At 69.3% G+C, this 20,296-nt stretch carries 15 protein-coding genes; 4 read left to right on the forward strand and 11 right to left on the reverse strand.

Going from position 1 to position 20,296, the window contains the following annotated elements; genetic code table 11:
* Positions 1–16: 16 nt before the first annotated feature.
* From MFF56_RS07205 to trxB (MFF56_RS07215), 3 genes are read left to right on the forward strand one after another with little or no spacing between them, the layout of a single operon-like run.
* Complete coding sequence (locus tag MFF56_RS07205) at positions 17–1,003, forward strand: mitochondrial fission ELM1 family protein (RefSeq protein ID WP_082773306.1); 987 nt, start codon at positions 17–19, stop codon at positions 1,001–1,003.
* A 41-nt stretch (positions 1,004–1,044) separates the two neighbouring features.
* Positions 1,045–1,983, forward strand: a complete 939-nt coding sequence (trxB, locus tag MFF56_RS07210; RefSeq protein WP_066926559.1) for a thioredoxin-disulfide reductase — start codon at positions 1,045–1,047, stop codon at positions 1,981–1,983.
* A gap of 46 nt (positions 1,984–2,029) precedes the next feature.
* The gene (gene trxB / locus MFF56_RS07215; protein WP_066926557.1) at positions 2,030–3,034 is read left to right on the forward strand and encodes a thioredoxin-disulfide reductase; all 1,005 of its coding nucleotides are present in this window, start codon (positions 2,030–2,032) and stop codon (positions 3,032–3,034) included.
* Positions 3,035–3,122: 88 nt separating this feature from the next.
* Here the strand turns inward: trxB (MFF56_RS07215) and MFF56_RS07220 are convergent, their stop codons facing one another.
* The 8 genes from MFF56_RS07220 to MFF56_RS07255 all read right to left on the reverse strand — a co-directional run bounded on the left by MFF56_RS07220 (position 3,123) and on the right by MFF56_RS07255 (position 13,515).
* Complete coding sequence (locus MFF56_RS07220) at positions 3,123–5,417, reverse strand: AAA family ATPase (RefSeq protein ID WP_238229888.1); 2,295 nt, start codon at positions 5,415–5,417, stop codon at positions 3,123–3,125.
* Entirely contained in the window at positions 5,414–5,920 is a 507-nt protein-coding gene (locus MFF56_RS07225) for a hypothetical protein (RefSeq protein WP_066926553.1), read from the reverse strand. The genes MFF56_RS07220 and MFF56_RS07225 overlap by 4 nt, the downstream gene beginning before the upstream one ends.
* Positions 5,920–6,564: a hypothetical protein gene (locus MFF56_RS07230; RefSeq protein ID WP_066926551.1), complete on the reverse strand. Its 645-nt coding sequence runs from the start codon at positions 6,562–6,564 to the stop codon at positions 5,920–5,922. Before MFF56_RS07230 ends, MFF56_RS07225 begins: the two co-directional genes overlap by 1 nt.
* A gap of 2 nt (positions 6,565–6,566) precedes the next feature.
* Complete coding sequence (locus tag MFF56_RS07235; RefSeq protein ID WP_066926549.1) at positions 6,567–8,729, reverse strand: site-specific integrase; 2,163 nt, start codon at positions 8,727–8,729, stop codon at positions 6,567–6,569.
* Positions 8,730–8,810: 81 nt separating this feature from the next.
* Positions 8,811–10,112, reverse strand: a complete 1,302-nt coding sequence (locus MFF56_RS07240; RefSeq protein WP_156453967.1) for a hypothetical protein — start codon at positions 10,110–10,112, stop codon at positions 8,811–8,813.
* Positions 10,113–10,822: 710 nt separating this feature from the next.
* Positions 10,823–11,053: a hypothetical protein gene (locus tag MFF56_RS07245; protein ID WP_066926545.1), complete on the reverse strand. Its 231-nt coding sequence runs from the start codon at positions 11,051–11,053 to the stop codon at positions 10,823–10,825.
* Entirely contained in the window at positions 11,046–13,058 is a 2,013-nt protein-coding gene (locus tag MFF56_RS07250) for an AAA family ATPase (RefSeq protein ID WP_066926543.1), read from the reverse strand. The genes MFF56_RS07245 and MFF56_RS07250 overlap by 8 nt, the downstream gene beginning before the upstream one ends.
* Before the next feature lie 181 nt (positions 13,059–13,239).
* Positions 13,240–13,515, reverse strand: coding sequence for a hypothetical protein (locus MFF56_RS07255; RefSeq protein ID WP_066926541.1), 276 nt, complete (start codon positions 13,513–13,515; stop codon positions 13,240–13,242).
* 497 nt (positions 13,516–14,012) lie between these two features.
* Here MFF56_RS07255 and MFF56_RS07260 point away from each other — a divergent pair, with 497 nt between their 5' ends.
* The gene (locus MFF56_RS07260) at positions 14,013–15,485 is read left to right on the forward strand and encodes a hypothetical protein (RefSeq protein WP_066926539.1); all 1,473 of its coding nucleotides are present in this window, start codon (positions 14,013–14,015) and stop codon (positions 15,483–15,485) included.
* Between the two features lie 150 nt (positions 15,486–15,635).
* Here MFF56_RS07260 and MFF56_RS07265 read toward each other — a convergent pair whose 3' ends face one another.
* From MFF56_RS07265 to MFF56_RS07275, 3 genes are all read right to left on the reverse strand, one after another.
* Positions 15,636–17,492: a hypothetical protein gene (locus tag MFF56_RS07265; RefSeq protein WP_238229889.1), complete on the reverse strand. Its 1,857-nt coding sequence runs from the start codon at positions 17,490–17,492 to the stop codon at positions 15,636–15,638.
* Between the two features lie 13 nt (positions 17,493–17,505).
* Complete coding sequence (locus tag MFF56_RS07270) at positions 17,506–19,251, reverse strand: coiled-coil domain-containing protein (protein WP_238229890.1); 1,746 nt, start codon at positions 19,249–19,251, stop codon at positions 17,506–17,508.
* A gap of 227 nt (positions 19,252–19,478) precedes the next feature.
* Positions 19,479–20,168: a hypothetical protein gene (locus MFF56_RS07275; RefSeq protein WP_066926535.1), complete on the reverse strand. Its 690-nt coding sequence runs from the start codon at positions 20,166–20,168 to the stop codon at positions 19,479–19,481.
* Between the last annotated feature and the right edge of the window lie 128 nt (positions 20,169–20,296).

Here is a 20,296-nt window from a genome sequence, read left to right on the forward strand (position 1 = left end):
CGCCCCGACCGAGTCGATGACCGGCCCGCTCGCCGGTACCCGCGCCTGGATCGTCACCGACGGCAAGGCCGGCGACGAGAACCAGTGCGTCGGCATCGCCGAGACGCTGGGGCTCGCGTACGAATTGCGCCGGGTGCCCGCCAACGGCGTCTTCGGCTGGACGGCGCCGTGGGGGCCGATCGACCCGCGCCAGGGCCCGCACCGGCGCAGGGGAGCGCTCGCCGGCCCCTTCCCCGAAATCGTGATCGCCTCCGGGCGGCGCTCCGTGCCCTACATGCGCGCTGTACGGCGCGCCACCGAGGGCCGCACCTTTACGGCCTTCCTGAAGGATCCGCGCACGGGCCAGGACAGCGCCGACTTCATCTGGGTGCCGGACTACGACGATCTGCGGGGGCCGAGCGTCTTCACGACCCTCACCGCCCCCCACCTCGTCACCGCGGAGCGGATCGCCGCGGCGCGAGCCGAGCCCGACCCGCGCCTCGCCGGGCTGGAGCGCCCGCGCGTGGCGGTGCTGATCGGCGGCGACAGCCGGCACCTAAGCTACCGCAAGGCCGACATGCTGCGGCTGACCAGCGACCTGCGCAAGCTCGCCGGCAGCGGCTGCCGCCTGATGGTCACGGTCTCGCGGCGCACCCCGAACCCCCTGCGGGATTCCGTCAAGGCGCTCGCCCACGAGACCGGCGGCTTCCTCTGGGACGGCACCGGCCGCAACCCCTACGTCGCCATGCTGTCGCTCGCCGACGCGATCGTGGTGACATCGGACTCGGCCAACATGGTGAGCGAGGCGGTGAGTACCGGCGCGCCGGTCCTGCTGTTCGACCTGCCGCGCACCTATATCCGGCACAGGCGGATGTTCGCCGGCCTCGCGATCGCGGGGGCGCTCAAGCCCTTCACCGGGCGTTTGGAGGCGCTGAGCTACAAGCCGATCGACGCGACCCCGGTCATCGCCGCCGCGCTGGCGCGCCGCTACGCGGAGCACCGCTCGGCTCACGGTCCGGCATGAGATAGGCTGGCGCGCGCCGCACCACGGATTTCGAGGACACCATGGCCCATACCCACGCCAAGCTCGTGATCATCGGTTCCGGCCCGGCCGGCTACACGGCGGCGATCTACGCGGCCCGCGCCATGGTGGAGCCGCTGCTGATCTCGGGCTTCCAGCCCGGCGGCCAACTCATGATCACGACGGACGTCGAGAACTATCCGGGCTTCGCGGAGGCCATCCAGGGCCCCTGGCTGATGGAGCAGATGCGCGCCCAGGCCGAGCATGTCGGCACGCGGATCGTCTCCGAGTACATCACCGCGGTCGATCTCAAGACCCGGCCCTTCCGGCTGGTCGCAGATTCCGGCGAGACCTATTCGTGCGACGCGCTGATCATCGCGACCGGCGCCCAGGCGAAGTGGCTCGGGCTGCCCTCGGAGGCGAAGTACCAGGGCGGCGGCGTCTCGGCCTGCGCCACCTGCGACGGCTTCTTCTTCCGCGGCAAGGAGGTCACGGTCGTCGGCGGCGGCAACACCGCCGTCGAGGAGGCGCTGTACCTGGCCAACATCGCCAAGCGCGTCACGGTCGTGCACCGCCGCGACGGCTTCCGGGCCGAGCGCATCCTGCAGGAGCGGCTGTTCAAGCATCCGAACGTCGCGGTGATCTGGAACCACGCGGTCGAGGAGATCTGCGGCACGGACAAGCCGGCGCCGACCGTCACCCATCTGCGCCTGAAGGATGTGACGACCGGGGCGATCACCGAGCACCGGACCGACGGCCTGTTCGTGGCGATCGGGCACCAGCCGGCGACTGCGATCTTCGAGGGCCAGCTGCCCATGCGCCAGGGCGGCTACCTCACGGTCCGGCCGGGCACCGCCGAGACCGAGATCCCGGGCGTGTTCGGCAGCTTCTCTGAACCAGGGAAGCCCCCGATGTGTGTGTATTCAAACGCCCGCCCGGCGAACGACGACCGTCCGCGGCCCGTGCTTGAAGCTGCAGCGTAGAGCACATTCAAGACACCCCCGCTTCCTCGTTACGTCCAGGCTTGCCATGACCACTCACAAAACGAAGGCCCTTATCATAGGAGCCGGACCAGCCGGCTACACCGCGGGCATCTACGCCGCCCGGGCCAACATGAAGCCAATCCTCGTGACGGGCATCCAGCCGGGCGGCCAGCTGACCATCACCACGGATGTCGAGAACTATCCGGGCTTCGCGGCCGCCGTTCAGGGGCCCGACCTCATGGAGCAGATGCGCCTGCAGGCGGAGCATGTCGGCACCCAGATCCTCTACGACACCATCGTGTCGGTCGACCTGTCGAAGCGTCCTTTCGTGGCGCAGGGGGATGGCGGCGACACCTACGTCGCCGACACCCTGATCGCGGCCACTGGCGCCCAGGCCCGCTGGCTAGGCCTGCCATCCGAGATCGAGTTTAACGGGGCAGGCGTATCGGCTTGCGCGACCTGCGACGGTTTCTTCTATCGCGGCAAGGAGGTCGTCGTAATCGGCGGCGGCAACACCGCGGTTGAGGAGGCCCTCTATCTGGCCAATCTCGCCTCCAAGGTCACGGTGGTCCATCGGCGCGACCGCTTCAGGGCCGAACCCATCCTGCAGGACCGGCTGTTCGCCCACCCGAAGATCGAGGTCGTCTGGAACCACGTCGTCGATGAGGTCCTCGGTCGGCGGGAACCGGTGAAAGCCGTGACCGGCGTCCGGCTGCGTGATGCAAACAGCGGCGCAACGCGCGACGTCCCGGCCGACGGCCTGTTCGTCGCCATCGGACACGACCCGGCGACGAAGCTGTTCACAGGCCAGCTCGAACTCCTCGAAGGCGGCTACATCAAGATCGTGCCCGGCACGACGAGAACGAACGTCGAAGGGGTCTACGCCGCCGGCGACTGCGCCGAATTCGTCTATCGCCAGGCGGTCGTCGCGGCCGGCATGGGGTGCATGGCGGCCCTTGAGGCCGAGAAGTTCCTGGCCGAGCACTCTCCGGACCCGCAGGTCCGGAAGGAGGAGTTGCAGGAACCCGAGATGATCGGCGCCTACGACTAGGCGGCGGGTCTTCCCCTCGCCCTTGCGCCTCCCCCCTCCTCGCCGGACGGGCAGGGGTGCGGAAGGCCGCACCCTACCCTCGACGCGCCTATCCGATAGCCGTCGCGGAGAGGTCGAACGCGCAGCCCGTAAGCCTCAGCTCGTGAGCAGGCAGCCGGGAGAGCGCCTTCGTCAGGTCCTCGGCCGAACCGACGAGGACCACCGATTCCTCGGCCCTGGTCAGTGCGGTGTAGACCCAGGTCGGCTCGACGTTCGGCGCGTCGAGGAGAGAAACCACCACGGCACGCGCCTGGCTTCCCTGCGCCCGGTGGCAGCTCACCGCGTAGGCCAGGCTCACGTCGATCAGATCGCGGTCGCCGAAGGCGTGCGCCTCGCCCTCGAACTCGCAGGTCACGACGCCGCCGTCGACGTCGACCGATACGACGCGGCCAAGGCTCCCGTTGCGTAGGCCGCGACCGTAATCGTTGCGGAGGAACGTGACCGGGTCTCCCGCGCAGAACTCGTTGCCGAAGTACCCGCGCAGCACGGCGCGCTCGCGCCCAACGTCGGTCAGCGCCAGGGACGAGACATGGTCCTCGTGGAGGCGGCGGTTCATGTCCTGAACCGTCCCGTCCGGCGAGGCGGCGCGCCGGTTCACCGCCGACACGACCATCATGTCGCGCGCGTCGGCTCCCGCCTCGACGAGGTCGCGCACCACATTTCGGACCTCGTCGCTGATCGTGCCGGCGTCCGCCTGAAGGAAGGAAACGCCGCGGCGGCCTGGCTCGTAGGGCGGCAGGTCAGGGACGCCGCGGGCACGGATCTGCCGCGACACCTGGGGAATGCCGGTTGCGTCCTCCTGGCGGTGCACCGTCTCCAGATGCGAGGTCAGGGCCTCCTGTGCGGCCAAGCGGTGGAAGACGAGACCGAATCCGACCGGGGCGAGCTGGAAAGGGTCCCCGACCAGGAGCATCCGGCATCCCGTCGGCATCGCCTCGACGAGTTGATGCATCTGTCCGAGGTCGACCATCGAGGCCTCGTCGATGACGAGAAGCGTCCTGGCGGTCAACTCGGGCAGCTCCCGGTCCGCATCGTGCCGCTCCCCGCCGGGCTGCGCACTTCCCCAATGGGTCTGGCCGTCCGCCCGCTTGCGCAGGCCGAGCAGCAGGCGGTGGATGGTGTGCGCGGGCCTCGCCTCCGTCCCGGTGCGCCCCGTCCCCTCGCTCAGCCTGAGGGCCGCCTTGCCGGAGAGCGCGGCCATCTGGATATGCCCGCCGAGGCTTTCCCAAAGGTCCACGACCGCGCGGCACGTGGTCGTCTTGCCCGTGCCGGCCCCGCCAGTGAGGCATCCCAAACCCCGGCGGACCGAGCGGAGGACCGCCTCGCGCTGCTCCGGGTGGAGTGGGCGGCCGCGGAATTCGATTATTGCCAGGATGCGCCTGAGGTCTGCCTCGCCGGGCAGGCGGATGCCGCATCGCTCGCCCAGGACCATGGCTGCGAAGCGGCCTCGGAGCCCCTCCTCCATCACCGCGCACCCGGGCGCACGCCAACGGTCCCCGCCGTCGACCAGCGCCTTGTTGGCGAGGCCGACCCGCACGATGCGCTCGTCGAGGTCCGGGGAGCCCTCGACGCCGAGGCGCTTCGCCACCAGACCGCCGAGCGCATCCTTCCGGATGGCCGTGTCGCCGCCACGCACCGCATCTTGCATCGCGACGTCGATGGCCCCGACGAGCCGCTCGCGGCAGGTCGTGACGTTCGCGGCGCCGCGCTGCGTCCCCAGGACTTGCCGCGCCAGCGGGTCCAGGCGATGCCATGGCAGCACCGCCGCCAGGACATAGGGGTTCCGCTCCAACAACGGCACGGCCTCGGGACCGAGCAGTCCCGCGAGCCGGCGGGCAAGGACGGCGTCCTCGACGCCATGGTCCTCCAGCCAGCGCAGGGTCGCGTACTCGCCCTCGACCTCCTGCCAGCGGTCCGCGATGACCGCCGCGATCCGCCCCGCTAGGGCCGGGCGGTCCGGGTCGATGGCCTCGGCCAGGGTTTCCAGCGGCTGCCTGCCGTCGAAGACCTCGTGGAGCCTGCCGCCGAACGCCCGCACGATCCGCTTGGCGCGCTCGGGGCCGACGCCCGGGATGCCTTGCAGCCACAATCCGACGAGCTTCCCGCGCGGCAGCTTTCGGACGAAAGCCCCCTCGCGCCCGTGAAACTGGCGTCCGTACCTTTCGCTGTTCCGCCAGAGGCCGTCGACCTCGTAGACCTCCCCGTTGGCCGGCGCGAATCCCTCACCCCTGCCCACCACGCGCACGGCCGAACCGTCTCGCAGCGTCCCGGAGAACACCGTCGTCGCCTCTCCGGCCCAGACCACGGAGGCGACCTGAACTTCCAGACGGACCGGCGCGCTCATTCGATGACATCCCCCGTCCTCAGGATTGCGCCTGTCCGCTGCATAAGGGAGAAGCGCTCGCGCAACCGCTTGATCTCGGCGTCCCGCTCGGCGAGCTGCCGCTCAAGCCGCACGACCCGGGCCTTGGCCAGCGCATGGCCCTCCGTCTGGTCCTTGGCGTCCTTCGCGAGCCGCGCGATCCGCTTCTGGGCGGCGTCGTCCGCGGTCCCGGCATCGGTCGCCGTCGTCGGCGCCAGGCCTTGAGCCTTGGCCGCGACGTCGATCTCCCCGGACCAGTCGCGTTCCGCGTAGACGTACTGCCAAGCGGTGGCCGGCACCGGCACGCCGCGGTCCTCGCCCCAGCGATGGAACTCGCGCATCAACCCCCGGACGTTGACCTTCCCGCCGCGGGTGGCGGGAAGCGTCGGGGCCGCTTGGCCGCCCTGTTCATAGGCGACGCAGCGCTCTTCGAGGAACGTCCGGAACTCCTCCAGGAGCCCAGGCACGGATGCAGGTCGCGCCATCAGTTCCCCTCCCCGCGACCGTTCGGGTCGCCGCCTTGGTTGCGCATCCAGTCGAGGAACGGGGCGGTGTCCGGACGGCAGGCGATGACGGCCTCGGGGCCATCCTCGACCGTGTCCTGGATCTCGCCGCGCTCAAGGTCGAGCACGATCCCGAACCCCTTGGCGGCGAGGCGGTCGAGCAGCCGCGCGAGCACCGTCGCTGTCCGCTCGAAGGCCGCCTCGGGCCGCCCAGCGCCGCCGTGACCGACCTGCGGGACCCCCTCGGCGCGCTGCTCGGAACCCTGCCGGGCGATCCACTTCTCAAGCCTGTCGACCTTGCGCCTCAAGGCCGCCGCCTCAATGCGCGCGCTCGTCGCGTCGACCTTCAGCATCGCGTGCGGCGCCGCGTCGCCGACCGCGCCGGCGATGAGCCCGGGATGCCCCGCGACGTGCGCCCAGATGGCTCGGCTGTAGCGCTCGTTGCGCCGCAGCGTGGTGGCGTCGATGCCGCTGGCGTTCGCGACGGCGCGCTTGAGCGCGTTGAAGTCGGCGTACCGGGTGCCGCGCGGCAGCGCCTTCAGCACGCGCTCGACCTTGCGCAGGTTGTCTGCAACGACGCGCTTCTGGTGCTCGCCGAAGTTGTTCTGTCCCTTGCGGGCCCCCATGGCTAGGCGCTCCCCGGTTCAGGCAGGCTCGGCATCGCCTCGCCCGGGCCCAGCGCACACCGAGCGCGAACCGTCTCCAGGGCCGCCCGGAAGGTCGGTGCGATCCCGCGGGCCTGAAGCACGAGGCGCAGGCTGGAGACCAGTGCGGCGACAGGGTCGTCCTGCACGCGGTCCATCTCGGCCTCGACGACGCCGGTGGAGGCGAGGAGCCGCTGGCGAAGCTGGGCGGCCTGCGCACGCACCAGCGGCGTCTCGAAGGCGGCATGGCCGTGGCTGTCCACGATGCGCTGGAGGATGAACTCGGCCGCGTCCGCGTCGCGGGTGACGAGCCGCAGGTGGAGCCGAACCGCGTCGGGCATCCCGACGTGGAAGGCGTCCGCCGAACCGCGCCCGAGCTCCGCCAGGGTCTTGGTCAGCAGCACGAGCGCGGTCTTCCAGCCCTCGTACTCCATGACGTCGAGGCGGCGGCGCTGGTTGACCTCGGCCACGCTCGCCGCGGGCTCCCCGCGGCGACGGTAGCGTTCGACCACCTGCGCGCCCTCGCGCACCTGCTCCAGCAGCCGTCGCATCTTGGCCGCGATGGACGGCAGGTGGTCCACCGACCGGATGGCCAGGGGGCATAGACCGCAGCGGCGGGGCTCCACGATCACGTCCATGACGTTGGAGGGGCAAGCCTCGCCGACCGGGCAGATGTGGGTCTCCCGGAAGGTGACGTAGCTCATGGCCGTCGAGCGCAGGACGGAGATCCCGTCGGTGTCGGACGCGTCGACGTTCAACAGCGAGATCGACTGCAGGCCGAAAGCCGCGACGGTCTGGCCGGGGTTCGACTCAAAGCTCTTCCGCAGGGCGCTGTTGACCGCGTCGGCGCGGATGTGGACCGGGTTGTCCCTATCCGGGGCCCAGAGGGCGTTCGATGCGGCGATAAGCTTGGCCTTGAGCTTTCTCTCCTCCTCGACGGTGTAGTGGTAGGTCGTGGCCCGGTTGGTATGGCCGACGAGCCAGCCGGTCACCTCGATGGGGAGGATGCCGGACCGCGCGGAGATGAACGTCGATCGGGCCGAGTGCGGCGTGTGCCGCAGCTTGACCTTCAGGAGGCAGCACGGGCGCTGCTCCTCGCCCTCGACGTGCATGGTGACGCGGGGCTTGCGCGTCCCTGGCTCCGTGTCGGGCACGTACCGCCACATCCGCAGCGGTTCAGCGCCCGGGACGTGCCGCTCGTACCACAGCGAGAACCCGACGATCAGGCGTTCCCAGGCGGTCGTGTAGGCCCCGTCCGCAACCGGTTGGCTCGACTGGGGTCCCCGGAAGAGCGGCAGGACCGGCGCGAACCGGCTGTGTTCCCGGCGCTCGTAGAAGACCGGCCGGTCGACGAAGGCGTCGGCCAGCAGGTCCTGATACGCCTCCTCGCGCCGCAGGAGGTCGTAGGCCCGGCGAACGATCAGGGTCTTCCAGGGACGGTCGCGGACCTTGTCGGTGTTCACGACGAGCGGCACCAGCTCGGAGCCGGGCGCCCCGTCGTCGGCGAGGGAGCGGTAGGTCTTCCTGTCCAGCCACTGGATGCCCTGGAAGCGGATGCCCGTCTCAAGTGCGCCGATGACCATCCTCAAGCCGGAGAGCGCAGGTAGGAACGCGGTCGTGTCGCCCTGCTCACACTTCACGAACCGGTCCCACCACGGGGCGAGGAGCGGGATCGAGCCGATCTCGTGGCGCTTGTCCTCGAACTCGAAGCCGACCTTGAGCCCGAACCGGGCGGGATCGAAGGTCCCGAAGGTCCAGATGGTATGATTGACGTACTTCCGTTCCTCGTCCGTGAGCGCCCCGGCCAGGGAGCGCGCCGACAGATCCATGAAGAAGCCCTCGCAGGCGTAGGCGTAGCGGAGCAGGTAGGGAAGCACGGACGCCGGGATGGGATTCTTGTTTGTCTTCTGGTGGCTGTGCTTCACCAGCCGGTCCATCTGCGGGACGACGGGGTTGTCGAAGCTCGCCCTGGCCAGGTTGAGCCGCGGAGCCTGCGCACGGCAGAAATCCCAGAACTTATGCGCGTTCGCGATGAAGCTGTTGAAGTTCTCCGGAGAGGAGCCGGCCCTGGTCCTATCGAAGAAGCGAAGCAGGGGCAGCGGCGCGTGTCGCGCGTCGCCTTCGATCCAAGAGCCGAAACGGACCACGAGCGACGGGTCGGCGGGTAGTGCGTAGCCCGCGTCGGGGCTCAGCTCGATCCACCAGGGCAGGTAACAGCAGAGGTAATCCTAGAGGGCGAACCGGAACGTCTCCATGCTCACGGTGGACTCGTATCCCTGGCGCTTGCGGAACTCCAGGAAGCGCTCGAAGATGTCGTTCCACGTCGCCCAGACATCGGTCGGGTAGGCATGCATCCGGACGGGATAGAGATCGCCCCATTGCCGCCTGCCGCCTTGAACGCGAAGCAGCTTGGCATAGACGAGGATGTCGTCGGGCGACGCGACCTGGTCGTGCGCCACCTCGAACCTGATGTCGCGCGCCGACTTCTGGCCTGCCAGGATCGCCGCCTTGAACTCGGCCTTGCGAGGATTGTCGAGCAGGTCGATCTGGGCGGCGGCCTGGCGCCTCTCAGCTCTGCTCCTCTTGGAGAAGAGCACCCCCTTCCGCCGCTCAAGCGTCGTCGGGATGAACTCCGACGGCTTCTCGTCCGGCGAGATGGTGCCCGCCCGGACGCGGTGGACCCAGTAGAGATACCCGCGCACTTCGGCTTCGGAATAGCGGAACCCGCTCTCCTTCCCGGCGTGGTACCAAGTCCACAGCGCGGCGGTGAACGGGGAGTACGGGTCGCGCCGCCGGGCCCCCAGGATCTCCCTCTTGCGGAAGTCCCGGCAGAGGTCGAGTTCGTATGCACCGAAGGCGTCGAGGTCGATGTCTGAGAATGAGCGCCAGGACGAGGCGAGCGTAAGGGCGAAACCGAAGGCCGCCATCACCTGGTCGTTGCTCTCGGTGTGGCAGGTCGCGACCGGCGGCAGGATCTCCTTGATCTGGCCGCCCCGGAGCGACCGCCCCATCCTGAAATGAAGCGGGAACAGGACGGCGCCGTCGGCCCAGAGCTTGAGGTAGGCGTACTTCAGCCCAGTCCGAACCGAGGCCATGCGGGTCCGGCCCTCGCCGGCAGCATCGATCCGGAGCACTTGCCGCAGTCGCTCGCGGCTCGCCTCGTCGCGGCTTGTCCAGTCGAACGCGTCGAACAGCGTGAAGGCGTCGACGAAGTCCCGCGCCTCCATCTCGTCGACGCTCGCAAGCCGCTCGGCCAGCGCGTTGTCGACGAGCATCTTGGTGTCGTTGACGTTCATCTCTCGGCGCCGCAGGCGCTCGTGGGCCGCGGCTTCCTGGACGTACTTGGCGAAGAGTGACCGCATCTTCGGAAGGGGGGCGGTCACGATGAGGTCCGGTGTGGGGTTGATCGCGGGCACGGCCGGAAGCGTCGCCGCCGACTCCGTCGGCCGCCCCTCGGGCAGGAGGGCTTGTCCCCCGACCTCGTTCGAAGGAGTTCCCGGCAGACGGGGGTTCAGGCTCTGCTGCGTCATCGGATCGTTCCTCGGGAAGGTCTGCGAAGGCCCGGCCTCGACGGCGGGCATGGCTCCGCCGTCCCGGAGGCGTGGCTCCGGGCTGCGCTGCTGATGTTCGGGGATGGTTCGGCGGCGCGGCTGAGGTGTGCCGTGCGGGTCCAGGGTCCCGTGCCGGGGACCTCAGGCCGCTAATCGCTCGCGGTTCGACGTTGCGGGCATCTGAGCTTCCAAGGACCGAGAAAGGGTTGGGCCTGACCGCGGGACGGGCTCAGGTCGGCCGGCGGTCCAAGCCAAGGTCTGGTGGACCTCAGGCCGGCATGCCGGGCCGACGCGATGCCCGTCGGGCTGGCGTCGATAAGCGTATCGTGCGCATGCGGGTGGGCGACTACGTGGTGGAAGGTGAACTCGGGAGACCCCGGCATTCGGGACCGACGCAGCTTCCGTCGGGATGCCTGGCTGGAAGGCCACCGGGGGCCTGGCGCGACCGGAGTTGCCGGCCGAAAGTCCGCAAAGCGGTTAGGCTATCGAGCCTAACCGTAAGGGGGCCTGCCGTAAGGCGGCCGAGTGTTGCGGCACCGAGTTCATGTTGCCCGTGTACAAAATCTTGCCGGGGGGATCCAGAAGGACTGCGCGGCAGCCTTAGCGAAGGCATAATAGATTGCATTTGAGCGAAATGGGCGAGGACTGGGTTCGGGCCGACCTTTCCGGTCCTTGCGAACGCCCGGGGGTCAGCCCTTCCCGTTGCCGGGCCCGGGGGATACATCCAGCGGGAACGGGATCACCTTCCCCTCCGGCCTGCGCCGGTGGGCCCGTTCCAGACCCAATCCGATGCCCTCGTCGATTTCGACCATGATGGAACCCGCGAGGTCCAGGAAGTCCGCCGGGTCCAGGGTACGACGAAGGTGCATAAGCCCGACGAGGATCTCGGCGGCCGCGGCATCGAGGCGGTCCTCATCCATGGACGCCTCCCACCTGAACGACGCGGCTGCCATCCACCGAGGCCGCGGACGCGGGCGTACCGATGATGCCCCGGTCCTCCCCTGACAGGATGCGGGAACGGACGAGCCGGTGGGCGAGGGCCTCGATCAGGGTCGCGTTCCTGGCAACGAATGCCCTCGCGCAGGCGTACAGATTTTGGAGGTCCGCCTCCACGACCGCACGAAAGGCTGCGTCCCTGTCGAGGAGCCCGGCCGCATCCGCCGGAGCACCCCTGTAACTCAGTGTGGCCCCCAGCCCGTACGAGGCGTGCTTGCCTGCGACGAGGCCGGTGGCGATAGCGAGGTCGCTGCCCGGCGCGCCGGCCGATCCCGACGTCGGGCTGCCCCAATGCTCGTCGGCCGCCCTGCCGCATAGGACCGAGACGACGAAGGCATCGAGCTCGTCCGCGCTCAGGCACTCGGTCGTCCTGAGCCTGGCGTTGGTGCGTCCCGCGAAGCCGCCCCGTCCGACGATGGAGACGCTCTCGACGGTTCCCGACCCGAGGAGTTCGGCGGAGCACGCGTGGCTTGCCTCATGCCGTGCCACCGCCAAGAGCTGGGCCTTGGAGCGGGTCTCGGGAGGGGCCACCTGTGCAACGAGGTCGGCGGGTTCCATCGGCCGGCGACCGGCCCAGGCCGTTTCCTTGGCGCCCTTGGCCCATGATGCGACCTCGGCCCCGCTGGCGCCGAGCCCGACGGCGGCGAGCGGCATCAGGTCAGCGTCCGGCAGGTCGTCTCCCAGATGCTGGCGCAGGATGCCGGCGATGGCGGGCGCGTCCAGCGCCGGGATACGGATGACCCGGTTCAGGCGACCCGGCCTGACGAGGGCATCGTCGAGGCGCTCGGGATAATTAGTTGCGCCAAGAACGATTAGAGACGACGTCTCTCCAGATACTGCAGAGTCCAGGGCGAGCAGGATCCGGGAAACCAAGGTATTCCAATATTCAGCGTTCGAATTCCTGCCTAGATTTGCTCTGGACGGGATTGTGTCGATTTCGTCGATGAACAGGACCGCCGGCGAAACCGCGACCGCCCGCGCCACGGCGGCGTCGAATGCGGCGATGACTTGGTCGAGGTAGCCACCCGAGGAAAACCACGACGCCACGGAAGTCGACACGAGCGGCATTCCGAGCGTCTTGGCTAGCGCCCGGGCATAGGAGCTCTTCCCGCAGCCGGGTGGGCCCGAAACGATGGCGGCCCTGTCAATCGAGGCCCATTCGCGCTCGTTCCGCCTCCATTCTGAGACCGCGGCGGCAAGGGAGAGCCCCCATTCGGCGGCGGGTCCGAGCCCGTGCATGCGGTCGAGGGTGGGCACGTCGGCGAGCGCGGGGTCGCCGCGGAACTTGGCCTTGGAGGCGGCGGCAAGCCGGCGGACGCATTCGCCCGCGCGGCTGCCGCGCCTGATGCAGGCCGAGACCTCCTCGAACGAAAGGCCGCGGGCGGCGTCGTCGGGGATGCGGCGCGGGCGCCGCCCGGTGACGAGGAAGATGGCCGAGCGCAGGACGCGGGGGCTTGGCGCGCGCAGGTCGATGCGGATGTCCGCCGCGGTGACGAGGGAAGCTGGCAGGAACTGGTCGGGGGCGTGCGAGACCCCGAGGACGTTCTGGCCCGCGGAGAGGATCTGGGCGGCCTCGTCGGAGCCAACCCCTGGCTTGTCGCCCGTCTTGCTCGCGCCGCTGCGCCGATATGTGACGCCCCAACATCCTGCCCGGGAAAATGCCTGGCCGACGGCCTCGACGTAATCGGGACCGGGCACGCCGACCACCATGGCGGTGCCGGTGTGCGTGGCGATCCGGTCGAGGTAACGCGCCGGCACAGTGTCCTGGATGAGGGCCATCGCCAGGATGACGCGCACCGGCATCGTGGCGACCGACTCCCGAGGAGCCGCGCCGTTGTCCAGGAATTCGTCGAGCGAGCCCGCCTCGGGTTCGGTGGAGGCAGCGAGGGACTTCAGGGTCTGGGCGGGTGTCTTGTCGAGCTTCTTCACGGCAGCCTCCGTCGCGAGGCGGCCGCGCGTGCTTGCGCCGGCTCAGCCCTCGGGGGTGCGGGATGGGAATGGCGAGGGGACGCGCATGGCCCGTTTGGGTCGCGCGTGGGGCACGGCGCATGCGGACGCCGAGCCGTTCGCGGATATCAGGCGCGCGAGGCGGGTCATGGCGGCTCCGGCGTCAGTGCTTGCCGTCGACGTCGAGCGGCTCGGGCTGGCGCCGGGCCGCGGTCGACGAGACGCGGACGTCGGAGGGCCTTGAGCTGGTGCGCCCTTCGAGGATGCGGGCGCGCCGCTCGGCCTCGTCCAGGGCGGAGGCGCCCAGGGCGACGAGCAACGCCTTCAGGCAACGCTCGTAGGCCGGTTCGCCGAGCTCGGTCCTGAGCAAGAAGATGCGCCGGAACAGGATGCCGAGCAAGCTGTCGGGATCGGACGTGGGAATGGGTTCGGGGATCATGGCGGCCTCCGTCGCGAGGCAGCCGGGCTCGTTCGAGCCGCCGGTCAGGCCTCGGTGGTGCGGGTCAGGGAGCGCGTGAAGTTGCGGGTGCCTGAGGGCCGTATGAGGCGACGGACGGGGATCATGGCCGCTTGCCGGTGTTTCGGGGCCGCGAGGGGTCGCGAGAACTCTTGGTGAACATAGCCATGCCGAGGGAGTGATCAACCTGCTTGGTGCAATCCCTGGGCTCCAGGCTGCGGATAACCGGTGGATCCCGGGGAAAGCTCCCGGACAGGATCTTGGGGGAGGCGCGGTGTGCGAGGCGGCGAGGAATGCATAGCCCGTAGCGTGACCCGGCATCCGTCATGGTTCCAGAGAGCGCTTTCGGCGACCCTTCTGCAGGGCTTATGCAGCCAGGCGCTCGCATTCTGCAAAATTGGCAGCGGATGGTTCTGCATAATACATGGCGACGGCTCCATACGGGGTGGGCATCCTTCCGGCGTCGAGAGGAGATGCCGATGACGACAGGGACCGAGACCGTGGAGAGGCTCCTGAGGGAAGCGCTCATGAAGACCAGCCATCCCGAGGCACACCTGCTTACCGTAGCGGAGGCCGTCCTCGCCCCGCGTTCGGACGAGGCGATGCCGAAGGGGGCTTCCCGCAAGATGGGAAAGACCGAGGCATTCGCCGCGGCCGCGGCGGTGACCCGCATGATGCAGATGCACGGGCTGACCCCGTCGGACATCTGCCGGGAAGCCAAGGTGGCCAACCAGGCGACCGGTTACTACCCGTTCTACCTGACACCAGCCGAGGTCGACGGCTCGGGAACGCTCCTGGCCTCGCTTCCGCGCAGCCGACGCATCCACCGGGGACTGGCCCCCTACGTCCGGATGGTGCGGGCCATCGCGGTCAGATCCGGCGCTTCCGAAGCTGATCTCCTGCAGGAACTCGGGCTCGCCGTGGCGAGCTACCTGGCGCCATTCGTTGCCGCCGACCGCAGCCCCTGGGACCTCATCGCCGAGGATGTCGCGCTGCTCGGGCCATACTTCGGCAAGGTGCGCAAGGGGACGGACGGCGACCCCGTCGATATGCGGCGGTACTTCTCGGACGCCGAGCGCATGAACGTCCTTTTCGACCCCGCCACCGCCCGGATGGAGCCGAGGCCCGATAGGTCCCACCACGACAACGGTTTCTCTTCGTCGGCGTGTGTACCTTTGCACGCCCGGTTGGTCGCGTCCGGCCAGGTCAGATGCTGGACTTACGACGAGGGGATGGATGGCGACCGGTTCAGCGTTCCTCTGGGCTGGATGCAGGCCAGCGTCTTCGAGGTGTTCTTCCTCGGCATCGTGCCCGACAAGAGGGGGCTGCGGACGGTCTTGTTCGCGGAGCCGTGGACGGCGACGTTCGGGGATATGGGCCCGGGTCGTTCACGTCCGTGGGGGGACGGAGGATTGACCGACCTCATGCGCGGCACTCCGCTCACGTACGGCCTGGGCCTCGTCCGGGATGGCGAGCCTCACGGCTTGTGCTTCGACGACCTCCCCCGCTTCCATTGCCCGGACTACGAGCGGCACGTCAGGGACGGGCTCGCCGGCATTGAGCACTACCAGGCGAACGAGTGGGATCCGTCGCCATGCCATGACGCCTTGCAGGCGGCGCGTCGCATCGACCTTGATGCCGATACGCTGCGCCGGTTCCTTGGGCACAAGGCTGACGACTCCTGGCAGCGGCAACTGGCAGCATTCGCCGACACGCCTTCCCACCTGCGGTCCTTCGCATTGCCCGGGGCGATTGCGCTCTCCGACGGCGGAAGTTCTGACGCCCTGGCCGACCGGTTTCGCGAGGGGTTGCTCGGGGATGGGCAGGAGATCGTGACCGCGCTCATGGACGCGGTGACAAAGCGGGTCAGGGCGATGGACGCTTACCTCGCCGAGCGCACCGAGGGCGAGCGGTTCCGGCGCGACCGGTATCGCCGGCTCATGCGGAGCTAGACTGGCGCGACCCGTCGAAGTGCGGCCGGGTGAACCCCGGCCGGCCATGGGACACGGGCCAGCGGCCGGACTTATGCGGCCTCAGAGTTGCGAGGGGGTCTTGCGGCGTCCCTGAACCCGGAAGAGGACGACGGCATGCTCCGTCGTTCCCTAGGGCGGCGTGACGTGGTGGACCGAAATCCGCTCGGCGACGTCGGGCTGACCGCCTCCCAGATCGTACAGGTCGAGCATCATCAGGATGCCGAAGCTGACGTTCGTCACGTCGTAGGCCACTTTCTGGAGGCCGTACTTCGCCACGATTTGGTCGTTCGTGAGCTTGCGGTCCGTCTTTTTCAGCTCCGCCACGAAGGTCGTGCGCATGTGCTTGAACAGGACGTCGACGCGTCCCCCGGCAATATCGCTGGCCTCGGCCCCCAGGATGCCGGCGGAGGGGGAGCCCCACAGGAAGTCGAGGTAGTCCTCCTGGAGAGTCTCCTCCAAGGGGAGCTTGGCTGGGTCCCTCTCGAACAGGTACCTTGCCCGTCGATAGGTGCTGGAGCCGACGTTGCTCCGCTGCGCCACGAACTGCAGGGTCAGCCACAGGGCGATCTCGAAGAGGGTGCGAGCTTCCGGGTAGCGACGGAAGTGTTCGTTCCTGCCCAAGTCCCGGATGATGTCGTCGTACAGGTCCGACACCACGGCGGACGTGCTCTCGCCGACCAACGTCATCATGGCACCGGCGACGCGCGCCATCGCCGATGCCCGGCCCGCCTCGGGGATGCTCTCCAGGATGGCGGCGGCCGGTGAGCTCCCGGGCGCCGCCTCAGTAGGGCGATGGGCAACGACCCCCTCGCGGGCCTCGGCCACCCGGGCGCGGAGCCCCGAGACGTCGGGCAGCAGCCCCGACCCCGAATTCTCCTCGATCCACTGGTCGAGCGTGTCCAGGGAATGCAGTTCCCGTTGCAGGGCACCGACGATCCGGGGGCGGAGAACGGCTTCGAGGCCGCCGTCCCCGCCGCGCACCATGATGCTGCGGCTCGCCGAGTAGACGGAGACGAGTTCGTCCTGGATGACGGTGGCGGCATTGAGCCAGGCCCGCTTCCCCAAGCTGGTGTCGAGGGCGCCGAGCCGGAGCGCGAGCATCGACCAGTGGACGCGCTCGCGGCCCCGGGCGCCGAGCCATGACGAGATCTCCTCGGGGCGGTCGGAGGGAGACAGGTGGGCCGTGTACGCGAAAGCGGCCTCCTTGATGCCGTCGATGCCGACACGGAGATCGCTCTGGGTCCTGCCGGTCTGGAACGCGACCAGCATGTCCAGGCACCGGCGGTACAGTCGGGCGTCCGGGCGCTCCTCGCTCGCCGCCTCGGACCGCCCGAACCAGTCCCGGGCCTCCCGGAACGACCGGAGCGCGTCGTCCTGCGTCGTCGCGTCCAGGCCAGCGCGGAGCGCGTCGAGCCCGAGTTCCATGGCGACCTCGTCCTCCGCTTCCTCGACATCGAGGAGCTTGCCCAGGACCGCGTGCAGGTCCGGGTCCGGCTCACGTGCCAGGAGGGCGCCCGTGACATTGGCCGCATGACGCAGGAAATCGCCGTCGTCCGCCGGGTCGAGCTCGATCATCTCCGCCTGGAGCCGCCGCAGCAGGGCACGGTCCGACTGGGCGAGGATCATCGCCGCCTTCAGCGCCTGGGCGCGCGCGCCGTAATCACTGGCGCGGTCCCCGGCGCGCTCCAGAAACGCTCGCCCGAGCAAGCCCGCGGCTTCCCGGTGCAACCGGCCACCATGGCCGAGCCAGGCGGCGATGCCGGCCATCGCGATGACGTCGCCCGCCTCCTGAACGATCTCGACCGCGGCCGCGGCGGCCTTGCCGACGTCTGGATGCGAGGCCAGCGCGACGAACAGGTCAGCGCCCTCGACGCCCCGGCCCGATCCGCGGACGGCCTCGCGCAACTGCCCGGGCGAGACCGACGACAGGTCGGCGGGTTCGGCTTCGTCACGGGCCAGAAGCCGTCTCAGAACGTCCTCCGCCATCGTGGAACCCGGCTCAGAAAAGGAATCGACCACCTTCAGCGTGGAGCGTTTGCCGGCCAGGGACAACTCCCAACAGGCTGGGCTTGGTGGCGGCACCGACGATGACCTGGGTGTCGCCGGTCTCGTTGATGACCTCCTGCACGCTCGCCATCAATGCGGCGAAGTCGTCGTCGTTCATCTCCTGGGACCGCGGGCTGTCGAGGACGAGCATGCCGGGATACCGGCCGAAGCGGCGGCGGCGCGCGACGGCGACGACCGCCAGGGCAGCGGCGATGCGCACCCTCAGGTTCTCGCCGGGCGACAGGTCCGAGAAGGTGAGGTCCGCCCCTCCCTGCCGGATATTGAGGACGTTATTGCCGGTCCAATCCATGCCCTCGACGTGTTGGACGCCGAAGCGGCGGGAGAGTGCGGCGACCTCGTCCGAGACCTCCTTGAGGACATCCCGCTGCAGGTCGTCGAACAGTTCACGGGTGACCTTCTCGACCTGGCGCAGGACCGAGGCGTCGTCGGCCGCGGCCGTTTTCACCGGTGCCGCCATCTCCGCGATGATCTCCCTCAACTGCTCGGCCTGCGCCTCAAGGGCCCTTACGCGGAATTCCGCGTCCGGGTCCTCGGCCGCGGCCAGTTCCGCCGCGATCTCGCCGATGCGCGCCTGGTTGGTGTCGCGCTCCGCCTGGGCCTCGCGCAGGTGCCGCTTCGCCGCGGCGAGCTCCGCGTTCAGGCGGGCGACAACCTGCTCGGCCTCGCGCACATCGGCCTGAAGGTCGTCGATGCGAGGGCCGTCCTCCTCTCCCTCGACATGCCTCTCGCCGCAGAGGGCGCACGTACCCCCGCCCTCCGCGGTGTCGTACCGTTTGGCGTCGATGCCATTGTCGCAGGACGGGCAGCACACCGGCCGAAGCCGCCGAAACACCATGCCCGCCGCCCTCTCGTCCCGCATCTGCTGCAGGGTCCGCTTGAGCTCGGCCACGGACTCCTGCGCCGCGGCGGCTTGCCGGTCGAGAGTGTCGACGCGTTCCTCTGCCAGGGTGACCGCCGCGCGCAGGCGCATCGTCTCCCTGTCGCGTGTCACCAAGTCCGAGCGAAGGCGCGGACGGTCTACCCGCGTCGCGCTCCGAGCGCGAAGGTCCTCCAACTCCTGCTCGGTCGCCTTGAGGCGCTCGGCCAACCGTCCCGTGGCGGGGTCCGCCGACGAGGCCTTCCCGCCTTCGGCGCTCACCTTCTTGAACGCCGTGGACGCCGCCGAGTAGGTGGTGATCCACGGCAGGCCCATGAACATCTGCAGCAGGCGCAGGGGCACGCCGTCGCGGGTCACGTTCCCGAAGACCGCCGTGCCAGGGCCGTGGACGAAGAACGATGTGGCGATGGCGTTCCAGCCGTGGGTGCGCGGACCGTACGCCTTGTTGAAGGCGTGGAAGGAGCCGAAGCCGAACTCCTCCATCATGTTGTCGGCGACGGCCTTCTCGAAGGGCTTATCGGCCGGCCCGGCATAGAGGTCGATCCGCGCATCGCCTTCGCCGCGCGAGAGCGTCCCCCGGGCCATGCGCGGATCGACCTCGCCCGCGTCCTTCTCGACCCGTACGCGATAGAGGGTCGCGTCGATGCGGAAGGCCACTTCGACGAGGCTGAGCCAGCCCCAGACGTCGGGCTTCACATTGCCGGGAAACTCACCGCGCAACGCGGCCTGGATGAGGTTGAGCAGGCTCGACTTGCCCCGCGAATTCCTGTCCGACAGGAAGGCCCAGAGCCCGGGTCCCATCTCGCCGTCGCCCTCGGGCCAGCGGAAAGAGATGTCGCGGTCGTCGTCGGTGCCCTGCTTCCGCCCGGCCAGCGCGATCCACGCGACGCGGAGCTGGCGGCGACGCGGCAGCGCCGACTGGGGCAGGATGCCGTGACGGTCGAGGACGGCCTGGACTTCCTCGGGCGAGACCTTGGCCTTCGTCGCAATCGTCCCGACCCAGTCGTCCGCGTTCGTCGGCGTCGCCGTCATGCCATGCCCTTCAGCCGCCGGATGCGGGCCAGCACCCGATCCTTGATGGACGGGATCTCGGTGCCGAGCGGCGCGTCCCTGTATTCCTGGTGGAGGTACTGCTCGTCCTTGAGGCTGGACCCGCTCCGCATGCCGGCGAGCGTCGACACCAGCCCGGCCCTATCCCGGTACCAGGCGAGCGACGGGTGCTGCCGGATCACGTCCTCCATGAACGGGAACGCCGGCGGCTCGATCCGGAAATCGTGCCGCCGGTGGCCGCCGGCCTGGCGCAACGGCGTCACCATCCCGTAGGCGCGGAGGATGGACAGGGCCGTCTCAATGTTCTGGAAGGCCCCACGGTGCCACCGCACCATGCCCACCAGCCTTTCGCTGGGCTCGTCGGCATCGAAGATAGCCTCGGCCTGCGCGAGCAGCGACGGGTCGCCCTCGGTCTGGTACCGGTCCAGCAGGGCATCGGCCAGGTAGTCGGAATAGCGGACGAGGAAGTCCATGGCCATCGCCCGCTTCTCGCCGCGGAATACCCGGGGGTCGCCCGGGCCGGCTCGCGCGGGGTCGACCGGCTCGCTGCCGAGGGCGAGGATGAAGAGCAGCCTGATCGCGTCGCGATTGTTGTAGCCGGTATGGTTTCCGCGAGCGGGCGCGGTGTCTGTCGGCGCCGTTTCCGGAATACTCGTACCCGCCGTCATCTTGCCGGGACCGTCGGTTGCGCAACCTCAAGGGCATGCGAGGAGGACAATGCCATCATGGCCGAGCCGTTCCTCCCGGCAGTCCTTCGGCGAAGCCCACCGGACTAGACCTGTCTACGTCTTGATGG

The organism is Methylobacterium hispanicum (assembly GCF_022179285.1).
Taxonomy (GTDB): domain Bacteria; phylum Pseudomonadota; class Alphaproteobacteria; order Rhizobiales; family Beijerinckiaceae; genus Methylobacterium; species Methylobacterium hispanicum.